The following is a 22,810-nucleotide window of genomic DNA, read 5'->3' on the forward strand; positions in this document are numbered from 1 at the left end:
AGGTGCGGTGAGCGCGCCGCCGGGGTGCTGAGTCACGCCCATTTGTGTTATCGACGGAAGGAACAGGCTGATGCTTACCGAGGTCGTCATCGCGGGTGCCGGACCGAACGGACTGATGCTCGCCTGCGAGCTGAGTCTGGCCGGGGTCCACCCGATCGTGCTGGAGAGGCTGCCGGAGCGCAGCGAGGAGCCGCGAGCCAACGGACTCGTCGGCCAGGTGGTCCGGATGCTCGACCGTCGCGGGCTGTACGAGCGCCTCAAGGGGGACCTCGTGCCGCCGGCTCCGGTGCCGGCCTTCACCTTCGGCGCCTTGCCGCTGGAGCTGAGTGGGTTGGACGACAACCCGCTGTACATACTCGGCGTTCCGCAGCGCCGGATCGAAGAGGTGCTGCAGGAGCGGGCGCTCGAGCTCGGCGTCGAGATCCGCCGCGGGCACGAGCTGACGAACCTGTCTCAGACTCCCGAGGCCGTCACTGTCGAGGTGTCCGGCCCGGACGGTTCGTACGAGTTGCAGGCCCGCTATCTGGTCGGTGCCGACGGTGGTCGCAGTCTGACCCGCAAGCTCGCGGGGATCGACTTCCCGGGCGTGACGACCGACACCATGGTCTCCCGTACTGCGAACGCGGTGGTTCCGCCCGAGCTGGTGGATCCGGCGACGGGCGCGCTGGTGGTACCGGAGTACGGGGTGATTCCGCCGTTCAGGCATCACCGGAACGAGCGTGGCTTGTTCGTGTTCGCGGCGTTCCCCGGGCGGGCTCCATTGGTGAGTACGGGGGAGTGGGATGTACCGGCTGACGGGCCTATGACGTTCGGGGAGATGCGGGAGAGTGTGCGGCGGGTGCTCGGGGTGGACCTGCCGCTGGCGGCGCCGGAAGGGGACGGGCCGCACGTGCTGCGGCGGGTGGTCGGTGGGAACAGCCGGCTGGCCGCGCGGTTCCGGGAGGGGCGGGTGCTGCTGGTCGGCGATGCCGCGCACGTGCACTCGGCGATCGGTGGGCCCGGGCTCAATCTGGGGCTGCAGGACACGATCAACCTCGGCTGGAAGCTCGCCGCCGAGATCCAGGGATGGGCGCCGGACGGGCTGCTCGACAGCTACGAGGCCGAGCGTCGGCCCGTCGGTGAGCGTGTGGTCATGCAGACGCAGGCTCAGTCCGCGCTGATCGCCCCGGGTAGTGAGGTCACCGCCCTCCGCAAACTCTTCCTGGAACTCCTCGCCAAGCCGGACAACACCCGCCACATCGCAGCGCTGATGTCCGGCGCCGACATCCGGTACGCCGATGGTCCACACCCGCTGGTAGGCCAGTGGGCCCCCGACATGGTCCTCACGCTGACCGGTGGAGCTGATTCAGTCCGGCTGGCCGAGCTGACCCGGACCGCTCGACCACTGCTATTCGACTTCACCCCGGATGCGGTGTTCGCCCGCCAGGTCGGTACTGATCGCATCCAGACCATCGCTGCTCAGCCGCAGACGTCCGGTCCGCCGATCGCGTTGCTGCTCCGTCCGGACGGGTATGTCGCCTGGGCTGCTGAGGTCGATGGGCCCGAGGAGCGGGAAGCTCTGCGGATCGCGCTCGCGCGCTGGTTCGGAGTACAGGCTGGTCAGGCGCGGCCTTTGACCAGTGCGACGAGGTAGCGGCAGGGGTCGGCGGTGGGGTTGTTGAAGGTGCAGGGGGCCGGGGCGCCGAGTTGGAGGCAGTCGCCGGTGGCCAGTTGGTGGAGCACGTCGCCCTCCTGGAAGTGGAGCTCGCCTTCGAGAACCCAGATCTGCTGGTACTTGAAGATGTAGGCGTCGGCGGGATACGAGACCGAGGCGCCGGGTGGAAGTTCGACCTCGACCAGTTCGAGCGGTCCCTCGGTGGTGGGGGAGACGGCGCGGCGCCGGTAGCCGGTGGCCGGGTCGGTCCAGGTCGGCTGGTCCCCGGCCCGCCTCAGTAGGTCACCGGCGCCCTCGGCCCGCGCCACCAGCTCCGACAGGGTCAGGCCGAGCGCCCCGGAGAGCCGGCCGAGCAGTACTGCGGTGGGCTGGGCCTCGCCGCGTTCGATCTTGCCGATCATGGCGCGGGAGACGCCGGAGCGCTCGGCCAGGGCGTTCACGGAGAGATCCTGGGCGACCCGTGCGGACTGGAGGGTGGCGGCGAGCGAGGCGGACAGCGGATCTTCCAACATGCTTGCCACTATAGGGGCAAGTCTGGCTACTATCGTAGTCATGAAGATCAGAGATGCCTCGGAACTCGACGCGGAGGCCTGTGCGGCGATCTACGCGCCCTACGTGGAGCAGACCGCGATCAGCTTCGAACTCGACCCACCGACCCCCGCCGAGATGGCGGAACGCATCGCACGCTCGTTGGAGACGCACGCCTGGCTCGTCCTCGAGGACGAAGGCCGCGTCGTCGGCTACGCGTACGCCATGCCGATGAAACCCCGAGCGGCGTACCGGTGGTCGTGCGAGGTCAGCATCTACCTGGAACTCGGCAGACGCCGCACCGGAGGTGGCCGGGCCCTCTACGAAGCCCTCTTCGAGCGCCTGACCGAACGCGGCTACCGCACCGCAGTCGCCGGCATGACCCTCCCGAACGACGCCAGCGTAGGCCTCCACGCCTCCCTGGGCTTCGAACCCATCGGCACCTACCGAAACATCGGCTGGAAACACAACACCTGGCACGACGTCGCCTGGTCCCAACGCCCCCTGGCCACCCCCACCACCCCACCCACAGAACCCCACTAACGCGCGGGCAGCCCTCGCGGCCACGGCCTCGGCCTCACCCTGGTCTCGACCATCGCCGACCTCTACGGCGCCCGCCTAACGGTCACCCCAACCCCACCGGCGGCCTCACCGCGGAACTCAGCGTCAGCTCCTGAATGCACCTGTGCGGGGTGAAGATGGACGACGTGACTGATGACCGCTCTCCTGCCGCAGCCGATTCGCCCGGGAACGTGACTGTTCGGCGGGCTGTGGAGGCTGACGATGCGGCCCTGCTGGAGATCGAGCTGACCGCGTGGGACGGGTCGTCCGGTTTCCCGTCGCTCACCAGCGGCGAGCGGAGCCAGTTCTTCAATGAACGCAGCGGACCCGACGCCCACCTGGTCGCCGAGGCCGATGGCGAGGTGCTCGGCTACCTCCGGCTGCAGGACAAGTACCCGTTCCCCGAGGGCAGCGGCGTACTGGCCATCAACGGCCTGGCCGTCGCCAACAACGCCCGGGGCCGCGGCGTCGGCTCCACCCTGCTCGAAGCCGCCGCCGCCGAAGCCGGACGCCGCGGCGCCCGCAAGATCACCCTCCACGTCCACGCCACCAACGCCCCGGCCCGCCGCCTCTACGAACGCCACGGCTACACCCTCGAAGGCACTCACCACCGCGAGTTCCAGATCGACGGCGAGTACGTCGACGCCCTGGACCTGGCCAAGTTCCTCTGACCCGTACGCCGACCCACGCGGATCGGCCGGCCTCCGAGACAGACAACCGGGTGGCTCCCCTGAGAACGTGGGGAGCCACCCGGTTTGGTGGGGGTACTGGGGTTACGGGTTGATGCCTCGGGCCTCGAGCCAGGGCTCGGGGTCGATGGCGGGGCCGCCGTTGGGGAGTACCTCGAAGTGGAGGTGGGGGCCGGTGGTGTTGCCGGTGACGCCGATGGCGCCGACCTTGGAGCCGGCCGAGACCGAGTCGCCGACGGAGACGTCGAACTCGGACATGTGGCTGTAGGAGGTCACCGTGCCGTTGGCGTGGCGGACCTTCACCTGGCGACCGTAGGCACCCGCGAACTCGGCCTGGATCACCTGGCCGGCCATCACCGAGCGGACCGGCGTACCGATCGGGGCGGCGAAGTCGAGGCCGGTGTGGTTGGCGGCCCAGCGACCGCCGGCCTGGCCGAAGCGCGCGGTCAGGTGGTAGCCGGTGGTCGGGAGGACGATCTTCGGAGCCGCCGCCGCTGCCTTCGCAGCGGCCGCGGCAGCTGCGGCCTTCGCCTTGGCCTTGGCGATCGCCGCGGCTTTCGCGGCCGCGGCTGCCTTGACGGCCGCCGCCCGCTTCTGCGCTTCGAGAGCCTTGGTGGCCGCCAGGGCGAGGGCCCGGCGCTCGGTCAGGGTTGCGGTGGCGGCCAGCTTGGCGGCGCGGATCCGCGCCTGCTCGGTCGCTTGGGCCTTGCGAGTGCCCTCCAGGGTCAGGTCGGTGCGCGACCCGTCCCGCGAGGCCTGCTGGCTGCGCTCGATCCGAGCGGTGGTGAGGGCGTTCTGCTGGGCTGAGGTGGCGCTGGTGGCGGCACCGGAGGGGGAGGAGTTGAGGGCGACAGCGCCCGTGCCGGCGGCCGCGGCCAGCGCGGCCGTCAGGCCGACCAGCTGCGCGGCCTGACGGCCAGTGGGGCGACGGGTGAGGCGGTGCAGGGCCACCCGACGGGAGCCGGGCGAGCGGCGCGGTGTCGCGCGTTCTGCATCCGACACATCGTGGTGAGGGGACACGAGAGCCTTCCAGAGTCGAGTAGCCGCCAGGGTGTGCCCAAGCGGCTCATTGACCATAACGACGCCTTCACAGGCTCCTCAAACGCGGACTGCAACCAGATCACCGAAATCCGTGACGCACGGTGAGGCTCAGGCTGCCCCGTGTTGCTACTCAGGCGTAAACAAGGGGCCGAGATAGTTCAATCCGAGCGTGACTGGGATCACGTGGGTCACGCCTGCCCAGAGGCCCTTCGAAGCGCTATGAGGCGTCCAGCATTTGAGAGGTTTGTCTACTGACTTACTAACCTTTCAATGTCCTCTCATACTGGAATCACCCGGCCCGCCAGAGGCCCGGGAGGCTCGAGAGGAAGGAGACGGCGATGACCGAACCAGCACTCCGCGAACTCGCCTACTACCGTCTCCACATCGATCTGCAGCGGGTCTCCAGCGCACTGTGTCTGCGCTGACCGCCTAGCTAGTCGCATCCCCCTGTCATGACGCCCCGCGAGGGACGTCTGCCGCGCCGTGCCCGAACCGCTTCGTGGCGCCGCGCGTGTCCGGCCTGCCCGCCGCCCGGGAGAGAACCTGTGTCCACCACCTCACCGCCCTCGGCCCCCACCGAGGACCCGCCCCAGACCCCATCCTCCACCCCTACTACCGGACTGTCCGACGCGGATCTTCCGGTAGTCGGTCACCGTCACCCCTGGCGCTGGGTCGGCGTCGCCGTCGTTCTCGTGCTGCTGGCGATGTTCGCGCATGGCCTGGTCACCAACCCCGGCTGGGACTGGCCGACGTTCTTCCAGTACTTCACCACCCGGACGATCTTCTCCGCGCTCGGTGTCACGCTGCAGTTGACCCTGTACGGAACGGTGCTGGGCTTCGTCCTCGGCGGCGTGATCGCGTCGATGCGGTTGTCGAGCAGCCCGTTCCTGCAAGTGGTTGCCTGGGGCTACATCTGGGCCTTCCGCTCGATCCCGTTGATCGTGCAGCTGCTGTTCTGGTTCAATCTCGCCTACCTGTACCAGGAGCTGAGCCTGGGCATCCCGTTCGGTCCGGAGTTCGTGCACTTCAGCACGAACAACCTGTTCGGCCCGCTCGGCGCCGCAGTACTGGGGTTGGCCCTGCACCAGGCCGCGTACGCCGCGGAGATCATCCGCGGCGGCATCATCTCCGTCGACCAGGGGCAGCTCGAAGCCGCCGCCGCGCTGGGGATCCCGCGCCTGCGGCAGTTCTTCAGGATCGTGCTGCCGCAGGCGATGCGGTCGATCCTGCCGAACGGCGCGAACGAGGTGATCAGCCTGTTCAAGGGCACCTCGATCGTCTCGGTGATGGCGATCCCGGAGCTCTTCTACCAGGTCCAGGTGATCTACGGCCGCAACAGCCGCGTCGTACCGCTGCTGATGGTGGCCACGGTCTGGTACATCGTGCTGACCACCCTCCTGTCGATCGCCCAGTTCTATCTGGAGCGGTACTTCGCCCGCGGTACCAGCCGCGAGCTGCCTCCGACCCCGATCCAGCGCGTACGCCGGAGTTGGCGCGGGTTGCAGGCCAGAGCGGCGGCCGGGTCCGGAGCAGCCACATGAGCGCGGTGATGCTCGACCTTCGGGGTGTGCACAAGTCCTTCGGCACGCTGGAGGTCCTCAAGGGAGTGGACCTGGAAGTCCGGGCCGGCACGGTGACGGTGATCCTCGGGCCGTCCGGCTCGGGCAAGTCGACGCTGCTGCGGTCGATCAACCATCTGGAGAAGGTGGATCGCGGGCTGGTCCGGATCGACGGCGAGCTGATCGGCTACCGGCGGCGCGGCGACAAGCTCTACGAACTGCGCGAGCGGGAGATCCTGCGCCAGCGGTCCCAGGTCGGCTTCGTCTTCCAGAACTTCAACCTGTTCGGCCATCTGACGGCACTCCAGAACGTCGTCGAGGCGCCGGTGTCCGCCCAACGCCGCAAGCGCAGCGAGGTCGAGCCGGTCGCCCGGGAGTTGCTGGAGCGCGTCGGTGTCGACGACAAGGCCGACGTCTATCCCCGGCAACTGTCGGGCGGTCAGCAGCAACGCGTCGCCATCGCCAGGGCCCTCGCACTGCGGCCGAAGGTGCTGCTGTTCGACGAGCCGACCAGCGCGCTCGACCCGGAACTCGTCGGCGAGGTGCTGGACGTGATCAAGGAACTCGCCCGCGAGGGCTCGACCATGGTCGTCGTCACCCACGAGATCGGCTTCGCCCGGGAGATCGCCGACACCGTGGTGTTCATGGACGGCGGCCGGATCGTCGAAGCAGGCCCGCCGGCGGCGGTGCTCGACCACCCCACCCACGAGCGCACCCGCGCCTTCATCTCCAAGGTCCTGTGATGAGAAGACTCCTGATCGCCTTCGCTCTGGCGCCCCTGCTTCTTGCGGGGTGCGGTGCGGACCCGGCCGACACCGAGAACACCAGCGCCCAGTTGGGCGTGAACACCTCAGCAGAACAGAACAGAGTGACCACCACCAAGAACGACGCGGCGGCCGCGCTACTGCCGGCGAAGATCCGCGAGCGCGGCACGCTGATCGTCGGAGCCGGCTTCGGCAGCGGCAACCCGCCGCTCGGCTTCATCGCCGACGACAACAAGACCCCGATCGGCCTCGAGGTCGACCTCGCGTACCTCGTCTCCGAGGCGCTCGGGCTGAGGCCGGAGATCCAGGTGACCAGCTGGGAGAACCTGTTCATCGGTCTGGACTCGGCCAAGTACGACGCGGGGTTCTCCAACATCACCGTGACCGAGAAGCGCAAGCAGAAGTACGACTTCGCCACCTACCGCAAGGACGACATCGCGTTCGAGGCGAAGAAGGGCTCGACCTGGAAGATCGCCGAGGGCAAGGACGTCGCGGGCAAGACGATCGCGGTCGGCTCGGGCACCAACCAGGAGAAGATCCTGGTCGACTGGAACGAGGCCAACGTCAAGGCCGGGTTGCCCGCGGCAACGATCAAGTACTTCCAGAGTCAGCCCGACACCTACCTGGCACTGAGCTCCGGCCGGATCGACGCCTACCTCGGCCCGAACCCGTCGATCGCGTACCACGTCCGGACCGGCGGGCAGACCGAGACGATCGGGAAGTTCTCCGGCGCCGGGCCGACGCTGCAGGGCCTGATCGCCGCGACCACCAAGAAGGACAACGGCCTCGTGCAGGCCTACCAGGCAGCGCTGAACGCGGTCATCGCCGACGGCAGCTACGCCAAGGTGCTCGATCGCTGGAACGTGTCCACCGAAGCGGTCGAGAAGTCCGAGCTCAACCCACCCGGCCTCCCGTTGACGAGCTGAGGAGAACTCATGAGATCCAGGAATGCACTCGCCGTTCTCGGCGTCGCCGTAGGGCTGCTCGTGGCTGGTTGTGCCGATCCGGTCGCGGAAGCGCCGAAGGGCGGCGACGCCTCGGCCGTCTCGTTCGACACCTCGGCCGGGCAGCAGCACATCACCTCCGCCAAGGTGGACAGCCTCGTCGCGGAACTGCCGGCCGCAGTACGGGCGAACGGGAAGCTCGTGGTCGGCAGCGGTTCGGCCGGTGGTGGGCAGCCGCCACTGGCGTTCACCGCGGACGACAACAAGACCCCGATCGGCGTCGAGGTCGACATCGCCTACCTGGTCGCGAGCGTGCTCGGCCTGCAGGTGGAGGTCCAGACCACCAGCTGGGAGAACCTCTTCCTCGGACTGGACTCCGGCAAGTACCAGGTCGGCATCTCCAACATCGGCGTCTCCGAGTTGCGCAAGGAGAAGTACGACTTCGCCACCTACCGGCTCGGCCTGCACGCGTGGGAGGCGAAGAAGGGATCAGGGCTGAAGGTCAACGGCCCAGCGGACATCGCGGGTAAGACCGTGGCGGTCAGCTCCGGGACCTTGCAGGAGGCGATCCTGCTCGACTGGAACAAGCAGAACCTGGCCGCCGGCCGCGCCGCCGCGACACCGAAGTACTACCAGTCGGCCACCGACTACTACCTCGCGCTGGAGTCCGGCCGGATCGACCTGTACCTCGGCCCGAACCCGACCGCGACGTACCACGTGGCGACCGCGGGCAAGACCGAGATCGTCGGCACCGTCTCGTCGAGCTACCCGGTCCAGGGACTCGTCGGTGTCACCACCAAGAAGGGCAACGGCCTGGCCGAGCCACTGGCGGCCGCCCTGAACGCGGCGATCGCCGACGGCAGCTACGCCAGGGTCCTCGACAAGTGGCACCTGCAGGCCGAGGCCGTGCCGAAGTCCCTGGTGAACCCGCCGGGGCTGCCCAAAGACAAGCAGAAGTGAGAGGAGCAAGGGGCTTATGGCAACCATTGTGACCATCTCCAGCAGTCCGTCGGACATCTCCCGCACGGACGCGGTGCTCTCCTACGTGACGAAACGTCTGCTCAGCCACGGCCACCGGGTCACGCCGATCGTGCTGCGCGACCTCCCCGCGGAGCCGCTGCTGCGCAGCCGGGCGGACGACCCGGCGATCGCGGCCGTAGTGGAGCTGCTCGCCGAGGCCGACGCCGTCGTCGTGACCACCCCGGTCTACAAGGCGGCGTATGCCGGCCTGCTGAAGGTGTTCCTCGACCTGCTCCCGCAGTACGCGCTGCGGGGCAAGACGGTGTTGCCGCTGGCAACGGGCGGTACGCCGGCGCACGTGCTGGTGATCGACTACGCGCTGCGGCCGGTGCTCACGAGTCTCGGCGCCGACTCGATCGGCCAGGGCTGGTTCGTCCTGTCGTCGCACATCCGCCTGTACGACGGGGGTGGGCTGCTGCTGGACCCGGCCGCGTCGGTGCCGCTGTATGAGGTGACCGAGGCGTTCCTGTCCACAGTGGAAGGCGGCAAGCCGGTGCAGAACGTGCCGCTCCAGACGGCCGCACTCGAGATCGTGCGGGCGAGACCCGAGGACCCGGAGGCGGCGCCGCTGCTCGCCGACCTGGTGGTCGAGTACAGCACCCGCTACGGACGCACCAACGAGAACACCCAGCTCACCGAGGTCCCCGCCTCGGACTTCCACACCGAGCGCGGCGGCGCCTTCGTGCTGCTGCGCCACGGCGACGAGACCGTGGCCGGCGGCGCGATCCGCCGGTACGACGACCAGACCGCGGAGGTGAAGCGGATGTGGACCTCACACCTTTATCGGCGCAAGGGACTCGGTCGCCGGGTGCTGGAGGAACTGGAAGCCGCGGCGGCCGACCTCGGGTACCGCAAGCTCTACCTGACCACCGGTCCCCGTCAACCGGAAGCGGCCGCGCTCTATCTCGCCGTCGGGTTCCAACCGCAGTTCGACGTCGAGGCCGACCCGGAGTCGATCGGGCCGCTGCCGTTCACCAAGGACCTCACGCTCAGCTGGCAGGTGGCGTCATGAGCCGCCGCTTGATCACGGCGATCGACATCGACGGCGCCGGCGGTCATCCGGCCGCGTGGCGGGGTGCTGAGGTCGACCCGGCAGCAATCCTCACCGGCGAACTCGCACTCCGAGCCGTGCAACGCGCCGAGGCGGCGGGCGTCGACTTCGCGACCTTCGTGGACACGTTGGAGGCACCGGTCGACGAGCCGGAGCGGGTGAGTGCCCGGCTGGACGCACTCGGTCTCGCCGCCCGCATCGCACCCGCGACCGACCGGATCGGACTGGTGCCGACGCTCACTGTCACGCACACCGAGCCGTTCCACGTCCAGGCGTCGGTTGCGACGCTCGACTACGTCTCCTCCGGTCGGGCCGGGTGGCTGGCCGAGGTGTCGTCCTCCGAGGAGGCCGCCGCGGTGATCGGCCGCCGTGCGCCCGCTGCGGCCGCCGAGACCTGGCGAGAGGCCCGGTACGTCGTCGACGTCAGCCGGCGGCTCTGGGACTCGTGGGAGGACGACGCGATCATCCGCGACGCGGCGACCGGACGGTTCGTCGATCGCGACCGGATCCACTACGTCGACTACGAGAGCCCTTCGTTCAGCATCAAGGGCCCGTCGATCGTGCCGCGGCCGCCGCAGGGGCACCCGCTCACGGTCGTTCGGGTCAGCTCGCCGGAGGCCTTGCAGGCTGCCGCCGACGCCGACGTGGTGCTGCTCCCGGGCAGCGCGGAGCTAGCGGAGCAACTGGCCGCCGTGCGGGAGGCCGCGTCCACCACGCCAAAGGTCCTCCTCTCCGTCAGCGTCCTGCTCGACGAGGACACCGCGTCCGCAGTACGGCGGGCTGATGGGGCTGAGGAGGTCGACCACATCGGCGGGGTGCAGCGGCTCGCGGACCTGATCGGGGAGTGGGCGGCACAAGGTGTCGACGGGATCCACCTCCGCCCGGCGTCGCTCGAGCTCGACGTACCGGTGATCGCCGAGCGGCTGCTGCCGTTGTTGCGCGAGCGGAAGTTGATCGGGCCGGCGACGAGTCGCCCGACGACCCTGCGGAACCGGCTCGGGCTGCAGCGGCCTACCAATCGCTGTGCCGTGGGGAGCAAGGCATGACGCACAAGCGGATCCACCTGGCCGCGCACTTCCCGGGCGTCAACAACACCACCGTGTGGTCCGACCCGGAGTCGGGCTCGCAGATCGACTTCGCCTCGTTCAAGCATCTGGCGGAGACGGCGGAGCGCGGCACGTTCGACTTCTTCTTCCTGGCCGAGGGGCTGCGACTGCGGGAGGTGAAGGGTCGGATCCACGATCTCGACGTGGTCGGGCGGCCCGAGTCGCTGACGGTTCTCAGCGCGCTGGCCGCGGTCACCACGCACCTCGGTCTCGCGGCGACGGTCAACTCGACCTTCAACGAGCCGTACGAACTGGCCAAGCGGCTGGCCACCCTGGATCACCTCAGCGGCGGCCGCGCGGCTTGGAACGTGGTCACCTCGTGGGACGCGTTCACCGGTGAGAACTTCCGCCGGGGCGGTTATCTCGACAAGGCCGACCGCTACGTCCGGGCGGAGGAGTCGCTCCGGCTGGTACGGAAGCTGTGGGACTCCTGGAGCGAGGACGACCTGGTCCTGGCTCAGGCGGTGGGCGTCTTCGCTCGTGAAGGCGCTGGGGTCTTCACGGACGAAGGCGCGCACTTCTCCATCCACGGCCGCTTCGGCCTGCCGCGTTCGCCGCAGGGTCATCCGGTGGTGATCCAGGCCGGTGACAGCGACCAGGGCAGGGACTTCGCCGCGGGCAGTGCGGACGTCATCTTCAGCCGGCACGGTGCCTTCGAGGCGGGGCAGACCTTCTACAAGGACGTGAAGTCGCGGCTGCCACGGTACGGCAGGTCCGAGGACTCGCTGAAGATCATGCCGGCCGTCACGGTCGTGGTCGCCGACACCGATGCGGAAGCGGCAGACAAGGCGCGCCATATCCGCGAGCAGCAGGTCTCCGGACCCACGGCGATCGTGCTGGCCGAACTGCTCTGGGGCCGGGACCTGTCGTCCTACGATCCGGACGGTCCGTTGCCCGCAGAGGATCCGGTGGTCGGCTCCGGCGTCACGAAGGGCCGGGTCGGCTACAACGATCCCGGGCCGATCGTCGCGGAGTGGCGGGCGCAGGCGGAGGCGCACGGCTGGTCCTTGCGCGAGACGGTGATCAACCAGCAGAACCGGCAGACCTTCATCGGTTCGCCCTCGACGATCGCGGCCGCGATGGACCGCCACGTCCAGGAGGACGCCGCCGACGGCTTCGTCCTGGTCCCACACCTGACTCCCGGCGGCCTGGACGACTTCGTCGACCGCGTCGTCCCGCTGCTCCGCGACCGCGGCTCCTTCCGTTCGGAGTACACCGGTACGACGCTCCGCCACCACCTGGGCCTGACGACATGACAACCGCCGGTCCTCCGGGGCGCCTCCACCTGGTTGCCGATAGCGACGAGGTGGTAGCGCCTGCCACGGTGGTCTTCGTCGGCGGGGGACCGCGCACGGTCGGGCTGCTCGAACGGTTCGCCGCGAGTGCGCCCGAGCTCCTGGGCGACCGCGAGGTGCACATCCACGTGGTGGATCCCTATCCGGCCGGCGGTGGCCGGATCTGGCGCCGGAACCAGTCGCGGCTGCTCTGGATGAACTCGATGGCGTCCGACGTCACGATCTTCACCGACGAGTCGGTCGAGTGCGACGGCCCGATCGTGCCCGGTCCGGACCTCGCCACCTGGGCCAACGGGGCGGGGGCCATCCGGCTGGAAGAGGCCGGGCTGGAAACTGCCGGACCGATGGACTTCCCGCCTCGCCTGCTGCAGGCCGAGTACCTCTCCTGGGTCTGGGAGCGGGTGGTCCGCTCGCTGCCCGCCACTGTGACCACTCACCTGGAGCGAGCTGTCGACGTCAGCTCCACCAACCTCGTCGTCCTCGAGTCGGGCGAGCAGATCCAGGCCGACCTGGTGGTGCTCGCCCTCGGCTACCTCGATCGCGAGCCGACCATCGAGCAGGCGGCGTGGGCGGAGGCATCGGCCGGGGCGGGGCTCACCTACATCGGACCCGGCTACACGGCCGACGTCGACCTGAGCGGGCTGCAGCCGAAGGAACCGGTGATCGTCCGCGGGTTCGGCCAGGCGTTCATCGACCTGATGGTGCTGCTCACCGAGGCCCGCGGCGGCTGGTACGACGAATGCGACGGCATCCTCACCTACCACCCGTCCGGCCAGGAACCAGTCCTGTACGTCGGGTCGCGCCGAGGCGTTCCGTACCACGCCAAGCTCGGGTACACCGTCGCCGGAACCACTCCTGTTCCCACCCGCTACCTGACCGTGGCCGCGCTGGACGAGCTCGGCGACGGGGTGCTCGACTTCCAGTCGCGGGTGCGGCCGTTGATCGACAAGGAGTTGACATTCGCCCACTACCAGCAGCTGTTCCAGGCCCATCCGGAACGGACCAGGTGGACGTGGCAACAGTTCGCCGAGGTGCTCGATCGGACGTTGCCGACGGCGCCTGAGTTCGTCGCCGCGGTGAACGAGGCGGTGCCGTCGCCGGCGGACCGGTTCGTTCTGGCTGAGGTGGACCGCCCGCTTGCCGACCGGTTCTTCGATGACTCGGCGGCGCTGGAGAAGGTGTTGGTCGGGTTGATCGAGACAGACCTGCTGCGCCGCGCGGACCCGGAGTACTCGGCTGATCTGGCGGTGTTCAACGCCTTGCTGAGTGTCTACAGCGTGCTGTCGGTGGCGATCACGGCCGGGCGGCTGTCCGACGAGGACCGGGTCCGGCACGTCGAGACGGAGTGGCACGGGTTCTTCTCGTTCGTGGCGAGCGGACCGCCGCCGCGCCGGCTGGAGGAGCTGCTCGCGCTGCACCGGGCCGGGATCGTACAGTTCGCCGGACCCGACCTGACTGTTGCGCTGGGCAAGGATCGGTTCGTTGCCTCCAGTCCCGCGGTGCCCGGCGCGATCGAGGCGCGCGCGTTCGTCGAGGCCAGGTTGCCGCGCCCGGATGTGCTGGCCGCCAGCGATCCGCTGGTGCGCGGGTTGCTCGCGTCGGGCCTGCTGGCCGCGGACCACCTGGTCGCGGCGGACGGCAGCAGCCTCGGCGGTGGCCAGCTGAAGGCGGATGCGGACTGCCGGGCTATCAAGGCCGACGGCACGGTGCATCAGTCGCTGTTCCTGCTGGGTCCGTCGGTGTCCGGCTCGGCCGGCTCGTCGGGGTTCTCCCGGCCGTACTTCAACGGTCCGGGCTTCCGCCAGAACGACGCGGTGGCCCGCCGCCTCCTGCAGTTGCTGGCCGTTCACTCGCAGAAAGAAGGTCGACGTCATGCCAGTTGAGTTCCTAGGGATCGCCGGAACGAATCCGGCCAGTGAGGTCACGCCGCGCCCCGGCGGACCTCTGGATCTGGAGTACACGACCAAGTTGGCCAGGGCGCACGAGGACAACGGGTGGGACCGGATCCTCTTCGCCTACCACTCGGGATCACCCGATCCCGCCCAGGTCGCCGCCTATGTGGCCGGCAAGACCGACCGGATCAACCTGGTCGTCGCGCACCGGCCGAACGTCGCGTATCCCACCCTGACCGCGAAGACCTTCGCGACGCTGGACCACCTCAGCGGCGGGCGGTTCGAAGTACACGTCATCACGGGTGGATCGACGGCCGACCAGGCGGCCGAGGGGGACTTCCTCGCCAAGGACGACCGGTACGGGCGGACGCGGGAGTTCATCCAGATCCTGAAGCAGGCGTGGACGTCGGACGAGCGGTTCGACTTCAACGGTGAGCACTACCGGTTCGAGCAGTTCGTGGCCGACATCAAGCCATTGCAGCAGCCGCGGCCGCGGATCTCCTTCGGTGGGTCGTCCGCGGCGGCCTATGCGGTCGGTGCGGCCGAGGCGGACATCTTCGCGCTGTGGGGCGAGCCGCTCGCCGGTACGAAGGAGCAGCTGGCCACGATCGACGCGGAGGCTGCCAAGGCCGGCCGCCAGGATCGGCCGGTCATCCAGATCGCGTTCCGGCCGATCCTGGCGCCGACCGAGGAGCTCGCCTGGGAGAAGGCGGAGAGCATCCTCGGCCGGATCAAGGCCGCGCAGAGCGCACCGGTGAAGGGCCGCTTCCGGGATCCGAAGAAGACACCCGAGAACGCCGGCTCGCGTCGGCTGCTCGCCGCCGTCGAGGCCGGTGAGCGGCACGACCGTGCGCTGTGGACCGCGCCGACCGGCCTGACCGGGGGAGGCGGCAACTCCACCGCGCTCGTCGGTACGCCGGAGACGGTGGCCGCCGCGTTGCTCGACTACTACGACCTAGGGGTCCGGATCTTCTCCGCCCGTGGCTACGACATCTACGACGACGCGATCGACTTCGGCCGCTACGTCATCCCGCTAGTGCGCGCGGAGGTCGCGCGCCGGGAGAACGCCAAGCGAGAGGAGCTGGCCTCATGACCGCCATCACTGAGCGGGAACTGGACTGGCAGACCTGGCACGCCCAGCGCGAGGCAGACCTCGACACCGACTACCGCTGGCTGACCGTGGTCGCCTTCAACTGGCTGCCGGTTGAGCCTGCGGAGATCCCAGGACTGCCCGGCAATTGGTGGGCTCAGGACGGGCTGGCGCACGTGAGATCCGCCTCCGGGCTGACGCTCAACGGCGAGCCTCTGACCGGTACGACGTCCGCGAGCGTGCCGGAGGCGGGATCACTCAGTTGGCTGCTGCACGGCGACAAGCTGGTGGAGCTGGTACTGCGGGGCGGGCCGCTACGCGATCCGGCAGCGTGACCCGCGCGTAGCCACCCGGGTCGGCTTCAGCGGTGTGCCCACCTTCGACGTGGACCCGGCTTGGAAGGTCACGGGCCACTACACGCGGTATGAGGAGCCGCAGCGGGTCGAGGTGAGTACAGCCCGGGCTGACTTGCGGCAGCACGTGACTGCCGTCGGTACGGTCCACCTCGCGCTCGGCGACTCGGCGTACGAGCTGGTGGCGACTGCTGCAGGTGGCGGGCGGCTGTCACTGTCCTTCTACGACGAGACGAACGGGGTGGAGACGGCTCCCTGGCGGACGGTGACAACTGAACCGCTGGACGGCTGGACGGTCGCGGTGGACTTCAACCGGGCCATCAACCTGCCGTTCGCCTTCACGGACTACGGGACCTGCCCGGCGCCGGTGGTGGGCAACCGGCTCGGGCTGGCCGTGACTGCCGGGGAGAAGGCACCCCGGTGAAGTTCTGTACGTACACGCTGATCGACAACTCTCCGGACCCGATCAGCGGCCGGCAGCTGACGACGTACGAGCGGTTCCAGCACGTGGTCCGGCAGGCGCAGTGGGCGGAGGAGCTCGGCTTCGACGGGTACGGGGTCGGGGAGCGGCATGCGCAAAGGTTCATCTCCTCGTCGCCGCCGGTGGTGCTGGCTTACATCGCGGCGGCTACCACCCGCATCCGGCTGCTCACCACTGTCACCGTGCTGTCGCTGCTGGACCCGGTGCGAGTGGCCGAGGACTACGCGACGTTGGACCAACTGTCGGGCGGGCGGCTGGAGATCATCATCGGCAAGGGGAACGACCCGGACCAGAACGCCCTGTTCGGCTACGACCTCGACGGGCAGTGGGACCGGAACCGGGAGAAGTACGAGCTTCTCCGGCGGCCACTGCTGGAGACCGGCGTGACCTGGTCGGGCAGCTACCGTCCGGACCTCGTGGACGCGACGACCCAGCCGCGGCCCTTCCAGCAGCCGGGAATCCCGATCTGGCACGGTTCTGCCTCGTCCACCGAGTCCACGGAGCTGGCTGCCAAGTGGGGTGAGCCGCTGTTCTCGGCGAACGGCTTCCACCCGATGGAGAAGTACGCGGGGCTGATCCGGCACTACCGGGAGCGCTGGGCGGCGTACGGGCGGGATCCGGTGGATGCGGTCGTTGGGGCCGGTTCAACGGGCTCTACCTGAAGAAGAGCTCGCAGGACGCGGTGGAGGGCTATCGGCCGATCTTCGACGCCTTCATGGACTCGCCGGGCGCTCGGCACAACCAGTTGCCGTTCAAGACGCTCGAGGAGTTCCTGGAGCAGGGTTCGGTCCTGGTCGGGTCGCCGGAGCAGGTGATCGACAAGTTCGGCCGCTACCAGGAGGCCTTCGGGCATGAGCTGTCCGGCGTCGCCCTGGAGGTCGCGGGGCTGCCGGACGAGGAGAACCGGGCCAGCGTCGAGACCTTCGTCACAGAAGTACTCCCGGTACTCCGGGCCGCCTACCCGAGCCGGGTGTGGGCTTCTGCCTAGCGCAGACGGGTCTTGAGCGATACCGCGCGCTCCCGTAGGACGGGGTCATGCGGATCGCGATCCTGGGCGGGACCCAGTTCATTGGCAGGGCCATCACCTCGCGGCTGGCGGAGGAGAGCCACGAGCTTCTGGTGGTTCATCGGGGCGAGCATGAACCGCCTGATCTTCCTGACGTGCGGCACGCGCACGTGGATCGGCATGACGGCCCTGCCCTGCGCGAGGCAGTCGCCGGCTTCCAGGCGGAGGCTGCTGTCGACGTATCCGGGATGAACGCCCGCGCGGCTGAGGCGGCGCTCGACGCGTTCGGGCCGGAGGTGAAGTTGGTGGCGATCTCCAGCGGGGACGTCTACCGGGCCTATGACGCTCTACATGCCGGCTGGACGAGCGACGCCCTGCCGTTGACGGAGGACTCGCCACTGCGCGAGCGACGGTTCGTGGACGGACCGGAGTGCGAGAACCTCGAGATGGAGGAGCGGTATCTGCCCCGCGGGGCGACCGTGCTCCGGCTCGGGGCGGTCTACGGGGAGCATGACTATCAGCGCCGGTTCGAGTTCGTACTGCGACGGGTGCGCGCCGGGCGGAAGCGGATCCCGGTGGGCTCCGGGCAGTTCCTCTTCAGCCGCGTGTACGTCGGGGACGTGGCGGCGGCCGTCTCCCTCGCCCTGGCGGGGGATCACCGGGGTGAGGCGTTCAACGTGGTCGAGCGGGCCACCGCGCCGTACCGGCTGTTCGCCGAGCAGATCCTGGCGGCGGCGGATGCGCCGGACGTGGAGCTCGTCCGGGTCTCCGACGAGAGGCTGCCGGCCGATCTCGAGCTGACCGGAGTACTGAGTCAGCATCTGCTGATGGATCCGGGCAAGGCGCGGACCGTGCTCGGCTGGGAGCCGGTGGATCCGGCCGCCGGCCTGCTGGAATCGGTGCGGTGGCACCTCGCGAATCCGCCGGCGGATGCCTCGGACGACTTCACCGCGGACGACGCCGCGCTGGAGTGAGAAGGGGTGCCGATCTGGTCCGGAAATTGGTCGGAAGCACTCCTGGGAACCGGTATGCTTCTCGGGTTGGTTGAGGGACCTTGCCAGGGGTGCCGCTCTCGATTTCACATCAGGGCAGCAGACCGTGTAATCTCTCTCCTCGGCCCGCCCCTTTAGCTCAGTCGGCAGAGCGTCTCCATGGTAAGGAGAAGGTCTACGGTTCGATTCCGTAAAGGGGCTCTGAGAAACGCTGCACCACCCGGTCCGCCGGGTGGGGTGACGGACTCTCTGGCGGGGTAGCTCAGGTGGTTAGAGCACACGGCTCATAATCGTGGTGTCGCGGGTTCGACTCCCGCCCCCGCTACCGACCGACGTAGTAATTTCGAGAGTGCGATCACCCAAGTTGCGCACTCCTGACAAGAAGAGGCACCAGTGGCCAAGGCAAGCGACGTCCGCCCGAAGATCACGCTGGCGTGCACGGTGTGCAAGGAGCGCAACTACATCACCAAGAAGAACCGGCGTAACGACCCGGATCGTCTTGAGCTGAAGAAGTACTGCGCCCGTTGCAACGACCACACCGACCACCGCGAGACCCGCTGACCTCAGCAGTCTTCCGGGAGGGCCGCTTCGAAACCCGAAGCGGCCCTTTCGCTGCGCCTGAAAACAGCCTCTTTCAGACGGTGAGGATGGGTTTGCCGCCTTCGTAGGCGGTGAGGCGGTCGGCTCGCGAGGTCAGGCAGCAGGAGCCGCAGACCGTGCCGCAGCCCTTGTCGCTCGTGTAGTAGAGGCAGCAGGTGTTGCGGAGCTAGACGAGCTTTCCGGCGGCCTCAGTGACCTCGCCCAGAGAAGGTGCTCAGCCAACACCACGTGGTACAGGGTCTGGCCGTCACACATCCACCTTCCTGTGATCCCCCAGGTGATCAGCGAGTGGGTGGCGGCACTAGCCGTCATAGTCTGCCAGTAGGGTTACTGGATATGACGATCGACGCCACGATGGTCGGCCGGAGCTATGCGGCCGCCGAGTCCTACCAGGTCGGCCGGGAGAAGATCCGGGAGTTCGCCGACGCGATCGGGGACCCCAACCCGGCGTACCGGGGTGATGACGCGATCGCGCCGCCCACCTTCGCTTTCATGGTCGCCAACCCGGCGCTGTTGGAGTTGCTCGCCGACGACGAGCTCGGGCTGCGGCTGGACCGGATCGTGCACGGTGCGCAGAAGTTCAGCTACACCCGCCCGATCAAGGCCGGCGACGACATCGCCGCGACCGCCACCATCACCACCGTGCGCAAGGCCGGTGACGTCGAGGTGATCATGTACGAGACCGCGCTGACCACCGTCGACGGCGACCCGATCGCCACCTCCACGTCGACCATCTCGCACAACCGGGCGGAGTCATGAGCAGCGTCGAGGTCGGCACCGAGCTGCCGCCGCTGACCGTCACCCTGCGCCGCGAGGACCTGGTCCGGTACGCCGGGGCCAGCGGCGACTTCAACCCGATCCACTGGAACGACCGGATGGCCGCGTCCCTCGGGCTGCCCGGCGTGATCGCGCACGGCATGCTCACGATGGCGTCCGCGGCCCGGGTGGTGACGGACTGGCTGGACGATCCCGCCGACCTGCTCGAGTACGGCGTACGGTTCACCAAGCCGGTGGTCGTTCCGGACGACGACAAGGGCGCGACGGTCACCTTCTCGGCCAAGGTGGACAAGGTCGCCGACGGCACCGCGGAGATCGACATCACCGCGCTCGCCGGCGAGGAGAAGGTCCTCGGCCGGGCCAGGGCGGTCGTGCGCGTCTCGTGAGTACTCCGCAGCCCCCCGCCGCGCCGGCCGGCGACACCGCCACCGTCTCCTCCGACGTCCGGCTGGCGGACTTCACCACTCTCCGGATCGGCGGCCCCGCGGACCGGCTGGTCGAGGTGACCACGGAGCCGGACCTGATCGACGCGATCCGCGAAGCGGATGCGGCGGCCCAGCCGGTGCTGCTGCTGTCCGGCGGGAGCAACGTGGTGATCGGCGACGAAGGTTTCCGCGGCACGGCGATCAAGATCGCGACCCGCGGGATCCGGGTCGACGCGGACGCGTGCTCCGGCGCGATGATCCACGTCGCCGCCGGTGAGGACTGGGACGCCGTAGTGCAGCGCGCGATCGCCGAGGAATGGGTCGGCCTGGAGTCGATGTCCGGGATCCCCGGGCTGGCCGGGTCGACGCCGGTGCAGAACGTGGGCGCCTATGGGCACGAGGTGGCGGAGACGATCGCCTCCGTGCGGGTCTGGGACCGGGTCGACAACGCCGTCCGGACGATCTTCGCCGCCGACTGCGGATTTACCTACCGGAACTCGCGGTTCAAGGCCGACCCCGCGCGGTACGCCGTACTGGAGGTCGCCTTCCAGCTTCCGCTCGGGGACCTGTCCGCGCCGATCGGGTACGCCGAACTGGCCCGGGTGCTCGGCGTCGAGCCGGGCTCGCGAGCGCCGATGACCGAGGTACGGGAAGCCGTGCTCGGGTTGCGCCGCAGCAAGGGCATGGTGCTGGACGAGGCGGACCACGACACCTGGAGCGCCGGATCCTTCTTCACGAACCCCCTGCTCGACACGCCGGCCGAAGTACCGGCGGGTGCTCCTCAGTGGCCCCAGCCGGACGGCCGCGTGAAGACCAGCGCGGCCTGGCTGATCGAGCACGCCGGCGTCGCCAAGGGCTATTCGATCGGCAACGCTGCCGTCTCCTCCAAGCACACCCTCGCCCTCACCAACCGCGGCGACGCCACCGCCAAGGAACTCCTGGCCCTGGCCACCCACGTCCGCACCCAGGTCCACCAGGCCTTCAACATCACCCTCATCAACGAACCAGTCCTGGTGAACTGCAGCCTCTAGCTGGGGACCTTGAACAAGAGGTGGGGACCGCAGACAAGAAATTACGTGTCCGAGGTCCCGTCTTGGTGTCCCCACCCTCCACAACCATCGCTGACACTGCGCGGCCGGGAGCGTCAGCCAATGGCTGGTCCGAGTGCGGCTACGCGTACCGAGTGACAGACATCCCTGGTGTTAGGGGTGTCAAGCGGTGGTGGTTTGGGTGCGGTGGGCCCAGGCGGTGTGGGGGTTGTGGTGGGCAGGTGAGCCGCCCCGGAGTGTCTGGAGACTTCATTCGTTGGAAGGATGAAGTCCATGTCACGTCCGTCGTCTTATTCGCCCGAGATCCGTGAACGTGCGGTCCGGATGGTCGCTGAGTCCAAGGCCGACTACGGTTCGGAGTTCGAGGCGATCAAGTCGATCGCGTTGAAGCTGGGGATCGGCTCGGCCGAGACGCTGCGTAAGTGGGTCCGTCGTGCCGAGATCGACGCTGGGCAGCGGCCCGGGGTCACTACCTCGGAGTCGGAGGCGTTGAAGGCGTTGAAGCGGGAGAACGCCGAGCTGCGGCGGGCGAACGAGATCTTGAAGTCGGCAGCAACTTTCTTCGCGGCGGAGCTCGACCGCCCACATCAGTGATCGTGGTGTTCATCAGCGATCACAGGGGACAGTTCGGGGTCGAGCCGATCTGCAGGGTGCTCACCGAGCACGGCTGCAAGATCGCCCCGTCGACGTTCTACGACAACCTCAATCGTCGACCCAGTAAGCAGGAACTCCGCGACACTGACCTGACCGCGGTGATCGAACAGGCACGCGAGAAGCGGTTCGTGGAACTGTTCGGAGCCCGCAAAATGTGGCTCCATCTCCGCGGGCTGGGCCACGATGTCGCTCGCTGCACCGTGGAGCGGCTGATGGCCCAGCTGGGCATCAGTGGCGTGGTCCGCGGCACGACGCCGCGGACCACCATCGCCGACGAGAAAGCCGCCCGGCCGGCCGACCTGGTCGACCGCAACTTCGTCGCCTCGGCACCGAACCGGCTCTGGGTGGCCGACTTCACCTACGTAGCGACCTGGACCGGCATGGTCTACGTCGCGTTCATCATCGACGTGTTCTCCCGCCGGATCGTCGGCTGGAGGGCCGCCACCGAGATGACCACCCCGCTGGTCCTGGACGCCCTCGAGATGGCGTTGTGGACCCGCCGAAAAGACGGCATCACCGACCTGACCAGGCTGGTGCACCACACCGACGCCTAAGCAATACACCTCGATTGCCTTCACCCAACGCCTCACCGACGCCGGCATCGACGCATCGGTCGGGTCCGTCGGCGACGCCTACGACAATGCCCTGGCCGAGACCCACATGGGCCTGTTCAAGTCCGAACTGATCCACTCCTACGGCCCCTGGAAGGGCCTAAACGACGTCGAGGCAGCAACTCTGGACTGGGTCCACTGGTTCAACACCGCCCGACCCCACGAGTCGATCCAGGACCTCACACCCATCCAGGCCGAGCAGACTCACTACACTCACCGAACCCGCGTCGCCGAAGCCGGTTGACACCAAACGAAGCCTCCGGACTCGCCGGGGCGGCTCAGTGGGTTTTGAGGCAGCCGTGGAGGATGCCGACGAAGCGGTTGGCGATCTGGCGCAGCGCTGCGTGGTGGCCGAGGCCGCGGCCGCGGAGTTGGTTGTAGTAGGTCTTGATGTGGGGGTCGTGCAGGGTGGCGGCGCTGGCTTGCAGGTCGAGGGCGTTGACGAGCCGGTTGTTGTGGATGAACCGGGCGTGCACGGTTTTCTGTTTCCCGGATTGGCGGGTGATGGGTGAGGTGCCGGCGTAGTTCTTGCGGGCTTTGGAGTCGGTGTAGCGGCCGGGCGCGTCGCCGAAGTCTGCGAGGACCCGGGCGCCGAGGGTCTTTCCGAGGCCGGGCAGGCTGCGGTAGATCTCAACGTCCGGGTGCCGGCCAAAATAGGCCTCGACCCC

At 68.6% G+C, this 22,810-nt stretch carries 25 protein-coding genes, 2 tRNA genes, 1 pseudogene and 1 other annotated feature; of the genes and pseudogenes, 25 read left to right on the top strand and 3 right to left on the bottom strand.

Annotation, left to right across the window (positions count from 1 at the left end; genetic code table 11):
- Positions 1 to 70: 70 nt before the first annotated feature.
- On the top strand, positions 71 to 1,633 hold the full coding sequence (locus EV644_RS20130; protein ID WP_132189818.1) for an FAD-dependent monooxygenase: 1,563 nt from the start codon (positions 71 to 73) through the stop codon (positions 1,631 to 1,633).
- On the opposite strand, the gene EV644_RS20135 is transcribed toward EV644_RS20130, so the two are convergent.
- Positions 1,600 to 2,166 (bottom strand): helix-turn-helix domain-containing protein, encoded by a 567-nt coding sequence (locus EV644_RS20135; protein WP_241998401.1) that lies wholly within the window; start codon positions 2,164 to 2,166, stop codon positions 1,600 to 1,602. The two genes, EV644_RS20130 and EV644_RS20135, sit on opposite strands and share 34 nt — an antisense overlap.
- Before the next feature lie 40 nt (positions 2,167 to 2,206).
- On the opposite strand from EV644_RS20135, the gene EV644_RS20140 reads away from it, so the two are divergent.
- Together EV644_RS20140 and EV644_RS20145 are read left to right on the top strand one after the other, a co-directional pair.
- Positions 2,207 to 2,725: an arsinothricin resistance N-acetyltransferase ArsN1 family B gene (locus EV644_RS20140; protein WP_199239900.1), complete on the top strand. Its 519-nt coding sequence runs from the start codon at positions 2,207 to 2,209 to the stop codon at positions 2,723 to 2,725.
- Between the two features lie 164 nt (positions 2,726 to 2,889).
- Entirely contained in the window at positions 2,890 to 3,414 is a 525-nt protein-coding gene (locus EV644_RS20145) for a GNAT family N-acetyltransferase (RefSeq protein ID WP_241998402.1), read from the top strand.
- Positions 3,415 to 3,516: 102 nt separating this feature from the next.
- On the opposite strand, the gene EV644_RS47225 is transcribed toward EV644_RS20145, so the two are convergent.
- Complete coding sequence (locus tag EV644_RS47225; protein WP_199239901.1) at positions 3,517 to 4,509, bottom strand: M23 family metallopeptidase; 993 nt, start codon at positions 4,507 to 4,509, stop codon at positions 3,517 to 3,519.
- A 302-nt stretch (positions 4,510 to 4,811) separates the two neighbouring features.
- Between EV644_RS47225 and EV644_RS47830 the strand changes: the two genes are divergently transcribed.
- The 22 genes and pseudogenes from EV644_RS47830 to EV644_RS20245 all read left to right on the top strand — a co-directional run bounded on the left by EV644_RS47830 (position 4,812) and on the right by EV644_RS20245 (position 22,386).
- The gene (locus EV644_RS47830) at positions 4,812 to 4,898 is read left to right on the top strand and encodes a putative leader peptide (protein ID WP_369410507.1); all 87 of its coding nucleotides are present in this window, start codon (positions 4,812 to 4,814) and stop codon (positions 4,896 to 4,898) included.
- A gap of 120 nt (positions 4,899 to 5,018) precedes the next feature.
- On the top strand, positions 5,019 to 6,014 hold the full coding sequence (locus tag EV644_RS20155) for an amino acid ABC transporter permease (RefSeq protein ID WP_199239902.1): 996 nt from the start codon (positions 5,019 to 5,021) through the stop codon (positions 6,012 to 6,014).
- Positions 6,011 to 6,775 (top strand): amino acid ABC transporter ATP-binding protein, encoded by a 765-nt coding sequence (locus tag EV644_RS20160; protein ID WP_132189820.1) that lies wholly within the window; start codon positions 6,011 to 6,013, stop codon positions 6,773 to 6,775. The genes EV644_RS20155 and EV644_RS20160 overlap by 4 nt, the downstream gene beginning before the upstream one ends.
- Complete coding sequence (locus tag EV644_RS20165; RefSeq protein WP_132189821.1) at positions 6,775 to 7,722, top strand: ABC transporter substrate-binding protein; 948 nt, start codon at positions 6,775 to 6,777, stop codon at positions 7,720 to 7,722. The genes EV644_RS20160 and EV644_RS20165 overlap by 1 nt, the downstream gene beginning before the upstream one ends.
- Positions 7,723 to 7,731: 9 nt before the next feature.
- Positions 7,732 to 8,700 (top strand): transporter substrate-binding domain-containing protein, encoded by a 969-nt coding sequence (locus EV644_RS20170; RefSeq protein ID WP_132189822.1) that lies wholly within the window; start codon positions 7,732 to 7,734, stop codon positions 8,698 to 8,700.
- A 16-nt stretch (positions 8,701 to 8,716) separates the two neighbouring features.
- Entirely contained in the window at positions 8,717 to 9,772 is a 1,056-nt protein-coding gene (gene ssuE, locus EV644_RS47540; RefSeq protein ID WP_132189823.1) for an NADPH-dependent FMN reductase, read from the top strand.
- Entirely contained in the window at positions 9,769 to 10,857 is a 1,089-nt protein-coding gene (locus EV644_RS20180; protein ID WP_132189824.1) for an LLM class flavin-dependent oxidoreductase, read from the top strand. The genes ssuE and EV644_RS20180 overlap by 4 nt, the downstream gene beginning before the upstream one ends.
- Positions 10,854 to 12,173, top strand: a complete 1,320-nt coding sequence (locus EV644_RS20185; RefSeq protein ID WP_132189825.1) for an NtaA/DmoA family FMN-dependent monooxygenase — start codon at positions 10,854 to 10,856, stop codon at positions 12,171 to 12,173. Before EV644_RS20180 ends, EV644_RS20185 begins: the two co-directional genes overlap by 4 nt.
- Positions 12,174 to 12,223: 50 nt before the next feature.
- Positions 12,224 to 14,095 carry an FAD/NAD(P)-binding protein gene (locus EV644_RS20190; protein WP_241998403.1) on the top strand — a complete coding sequence of 624 codons (1,872 nt, stop codon included), beginning with the start codon at positions 12,224 to 12,226 and terminating at the stop codon, positions 14,093 to 14,095.
- Positions 14,085 to 15,197 (top strand): LLM class flavin-dependent oxidoreductase, encoded by a 1,113-nt coding sequence (locus EV644_RS20195; RefSeq protein ID WP_132189827.1) that lies wholly within the window; start codon positions 14,085 to 14,087, stop codon positions 15,195 to 15,197. The genes EV644_RS20190 and EV644_RS20195 overlap by 11 nt, the downstream gene beginning before the upstream one ends.
- Positions 15,194 to 15,529 (top strand): hypothetical protein, encoded by a 336-nt coding sequence (locus EV644_RS45405; RefSeq protein ID WP_199239903.1) that lies wholly within the window; start codon positions 15,194 to 15,196, stop codon positions 15,527 to 15,529. The genes EV644_RS20195 and EV644_RS45405 overlap by 4 nt, the downstream gene beginning before the upstream one ends.
- 34 nt (positions 15,530 to 15,563) lie before the next feature.
- The gene (locus EV644_RS45410) at positions 15,564 to 15,971 is read left to right on the top strand and encodes a DUF1684 domain-containing protein (RefSeq protein WP_199239904.1); all 408 of its coding nucleotides are present in this window, start codon (positions 15,564 to 15,566) and stop codon (positions 15,969 to 15,971) included.
- On the top strand, positions 15,968 to 16,690 hold the full coding sequence (locus tag EV644_RS20205; protein WP_199239905.1) for an LLM class flavin-dependent oxidoreductase: 723 nt from the start codon (positions 15,968 to 15,970) through the stop codon (positions 16,688 to 16,690). The genes EV644_RS45410 and EV644_RS20205 overlap by 4 nt, the downstream gene beginning before the upstream one ends.
- A 20-nt stretch (positions 16,691 to 16,710) precedes the next feature.
- A complete protein-coding gene (locus EV644_RS45415) occupies positions 16,711 to 17,016 on the top strand; it encodes a hypothetical protein (protein ID WP_199239906.1) in 306 nt (101 codons plus the stop codon).
- Between the two features lie 47 nt (positions 17,017 to 17,063).
- Positions 17,064 to 18,008: an NAD-dependent epimerase/dehydratase family protein gene (locus tag EV644_RS20210; protein WP_132189828.1), complete on the top strand. Its 945-nt coding sequence runs from the start codon at positions 17,064 to 17,066 to the stop codon at positions 18,006 to 18,008.
- A 146-nt stretch (positions 18,009 to 18,154) separates the two neighbouring features.
- Positions 18,155 to 18,227, top strand: a tRNA-Thr gene (locus EV644_RS20215).
- 50 nt (positions 18,228 to 18,277) lie between these two features.
- Positions 18,278 to 18,351 (top strand) — tRNA-Met (locus tag EV644_RS20220).
- A 68-nt stretch (positions 18,352 to 18,419) separates the two neighbouring features.
- A complete protein-coding gene (gene rpmG / locus EV644_RS20225) occupies positions 18,420 to 18,587 on the top strand; it encodes a 50S ribosomal protein L33 (protein ID WP_020388160.1) in 168 nt (55 codons plus the stop codon).
- A gap of 375 nt (positions 18,588 to 18,962) precedes the next feature.
- The gene (locus EV644_RS20230; RefSeq protein ID WP_132189829.1) at positions 18,963 to 19,385 is read left to right on the top strand and encodes an FAS1-like dehydratase domain-containing protein; all 423 of its coding nucleotides are present in this window, start codon (positions 18,963 to 18,965) and stop codon (positions 19,383 to 19,385) included.
- A complete protein-coding gene (locus tag EV644_RS20235) occupies positions 19,382 to 19,789 on the top strand; it encodes a MaoC family dehydratase (RefSeq protein ID WP_132189830.1) in 408 nt (135 codons plus the stop codon). Before EV644_RS20230 ends, EV644_RS20235 begins: the two co-directional genes overlap by 4 nt.
- Positions 19,786 to 20,859, top strand: a complete 1,074-nt coding sequence (locus EV644_RS20240; protein ID WP_132189831.1) for a UDP-N-acetylmuramate dehydrogenase — start codon at positions 19,786 to 19,788, stop codon at positions 20,857 to 20,859. Before EV644_RS20235 ends, EV644_RS20240 begins: the two co-directional genes overlap by 4 nt.
- A 291-nt stretch (positions 20,860 to 21,150) precedes the next feature.
- Positions 21,151 to 22,386, top strand: a pseudogene (locus EV644_RS20245) (IS3 family transposase).
- Positions 21,429 to 21,560: a sequence feature (AL1L pseudoknot), on the top strand. Its footprint overlaps the pseudogene before it by 132 nt.
- A 34-nt stretch (positions 22,387 to 22,420) precedes the next feature.
- Here EV644_RS20245 and EV644_RS20250 read toward each other — a convergent pair.
- On the bottom strand, positions 22,421 to 22,810 hold a 390-nt coding region (locus EV644_RS20250), incomplete at its 5' end, for a transposase (RefSeq protein ID WP_132189832.1).

The organism is Kribbella orskensis (assembly GCF_004342085.1).
GTDB classification, from domain to species: Bacteria; Actinomycetota; Actinomycetes; order Propionibacteriales; family Kribbellaceae; genus Kribbella; species Kribbella orskensis.

Coding starts and splice junctions, on each gene's coding strand:
- EV644_RS20130 (WP_132189818.1), top strand. CDS start 71: ATGCTTACCGAGGTCGTCATCGCGGGTGCCGGACCGAACGGACTGATG.
- EV644_RS20135 (WP_241998401.1), bottom strand. CDS start 2,166: ATGTTGGAAGATCCGCTGTCCGCCTCGCTCGCCGCCACCCTCCAGTCC.
- EV644_RS20140 (WP_199239900.1), top strand. CDS start 2,207: ATGAAGATCAGAGATGCCTCGGAACTCGACGCGGAGGCCTGTGCGGCG.
- EV644_RS47225 (WP_199239901.1), bottom strand. CDS start 4,509: ATGGTCAATGAGCCGCTTGGGCACACCCTGGCGGCTACTCGACTCTGG.
- EV644_RS47830 (WP_369410507.1), top strand. CDS start 4,812: ATGACCGAACCAGCACTCCGCGAACTCGCCTACTACCGTCTCCACATC.
- EV644_RS20160 (WP_132189820.1), top strand. CDS start 6,011: ATGAGCGCGGTGATGCTCGACCTTCGGGGTGTGCACAAGTCCTTCGGC.
- EV644_RS20165 (WP_132189821.1), top strand. CDS start 6,775: ATGAGAAGACTCCTGATCGCCTTCGCTCTGGCGCCCCTGCTTCTTGCG.
- EV644_RS20170 (WP_132189822.1), top strand. CDS start 7,732: ATGAGATCCAGGAATGCACTCGCCGTTCTCGGCGTCGCCGTAGGGCTG.
- ssuE (WP_132189823.1), top strand. CDS start 8,717: ATGGCAACCATTGTGACCATCTCCAGCAGTCCGTCGGACATCTCCCGC.
- EV644_RS20180 (WP_132189824.1), top strand. CDS start 9,769: ATGAGCCGCCGCTTGATCACGGCGATCGACATCGACGGCGCCGGCGGT.
- EV644_RS20185 (WP_132189825.1), top strand. CDS start 10,854: ATGACGCACAAGCGGATCCACCTGGCCGCGCACTTCCCGGGCGTCAAC.
- EV644_RS20195 (WP_132189827.1), top strand. CDS start 14,085: ATGCCAGTTGAGTTCCTAGGGATCGCCGGAACGAATCCGGCCAGTGAG.
- EV644_RS45405 (WP_199239903.1), top strand. CDS start 15,194: ATGACCGCCATCACTGAGCGGGAACTGGACTGGCAGACCTGGCACGCC.
- EV644_RS20210 (WP_132189828.1), top strand. CDS start 17,064: ATGCGGATCGCGATCCTGGGCGGGACCCAGTTCATTGGCAGGGCCATC.
- EV644_RS20230 (WP_132189829.1), top strand. CDS start 18,963: ATGACGATCGACGCCACGATGGTCGGCCGGAGCTATGCGGCCGCCGAG.
- EV644_RS20235 (WP_132189830.1), top strand. CDS start 19,382: ATGAGCAGCGTCGAGGTCGGCACCGAGCTGCCGCCGCTGACCGTCACC.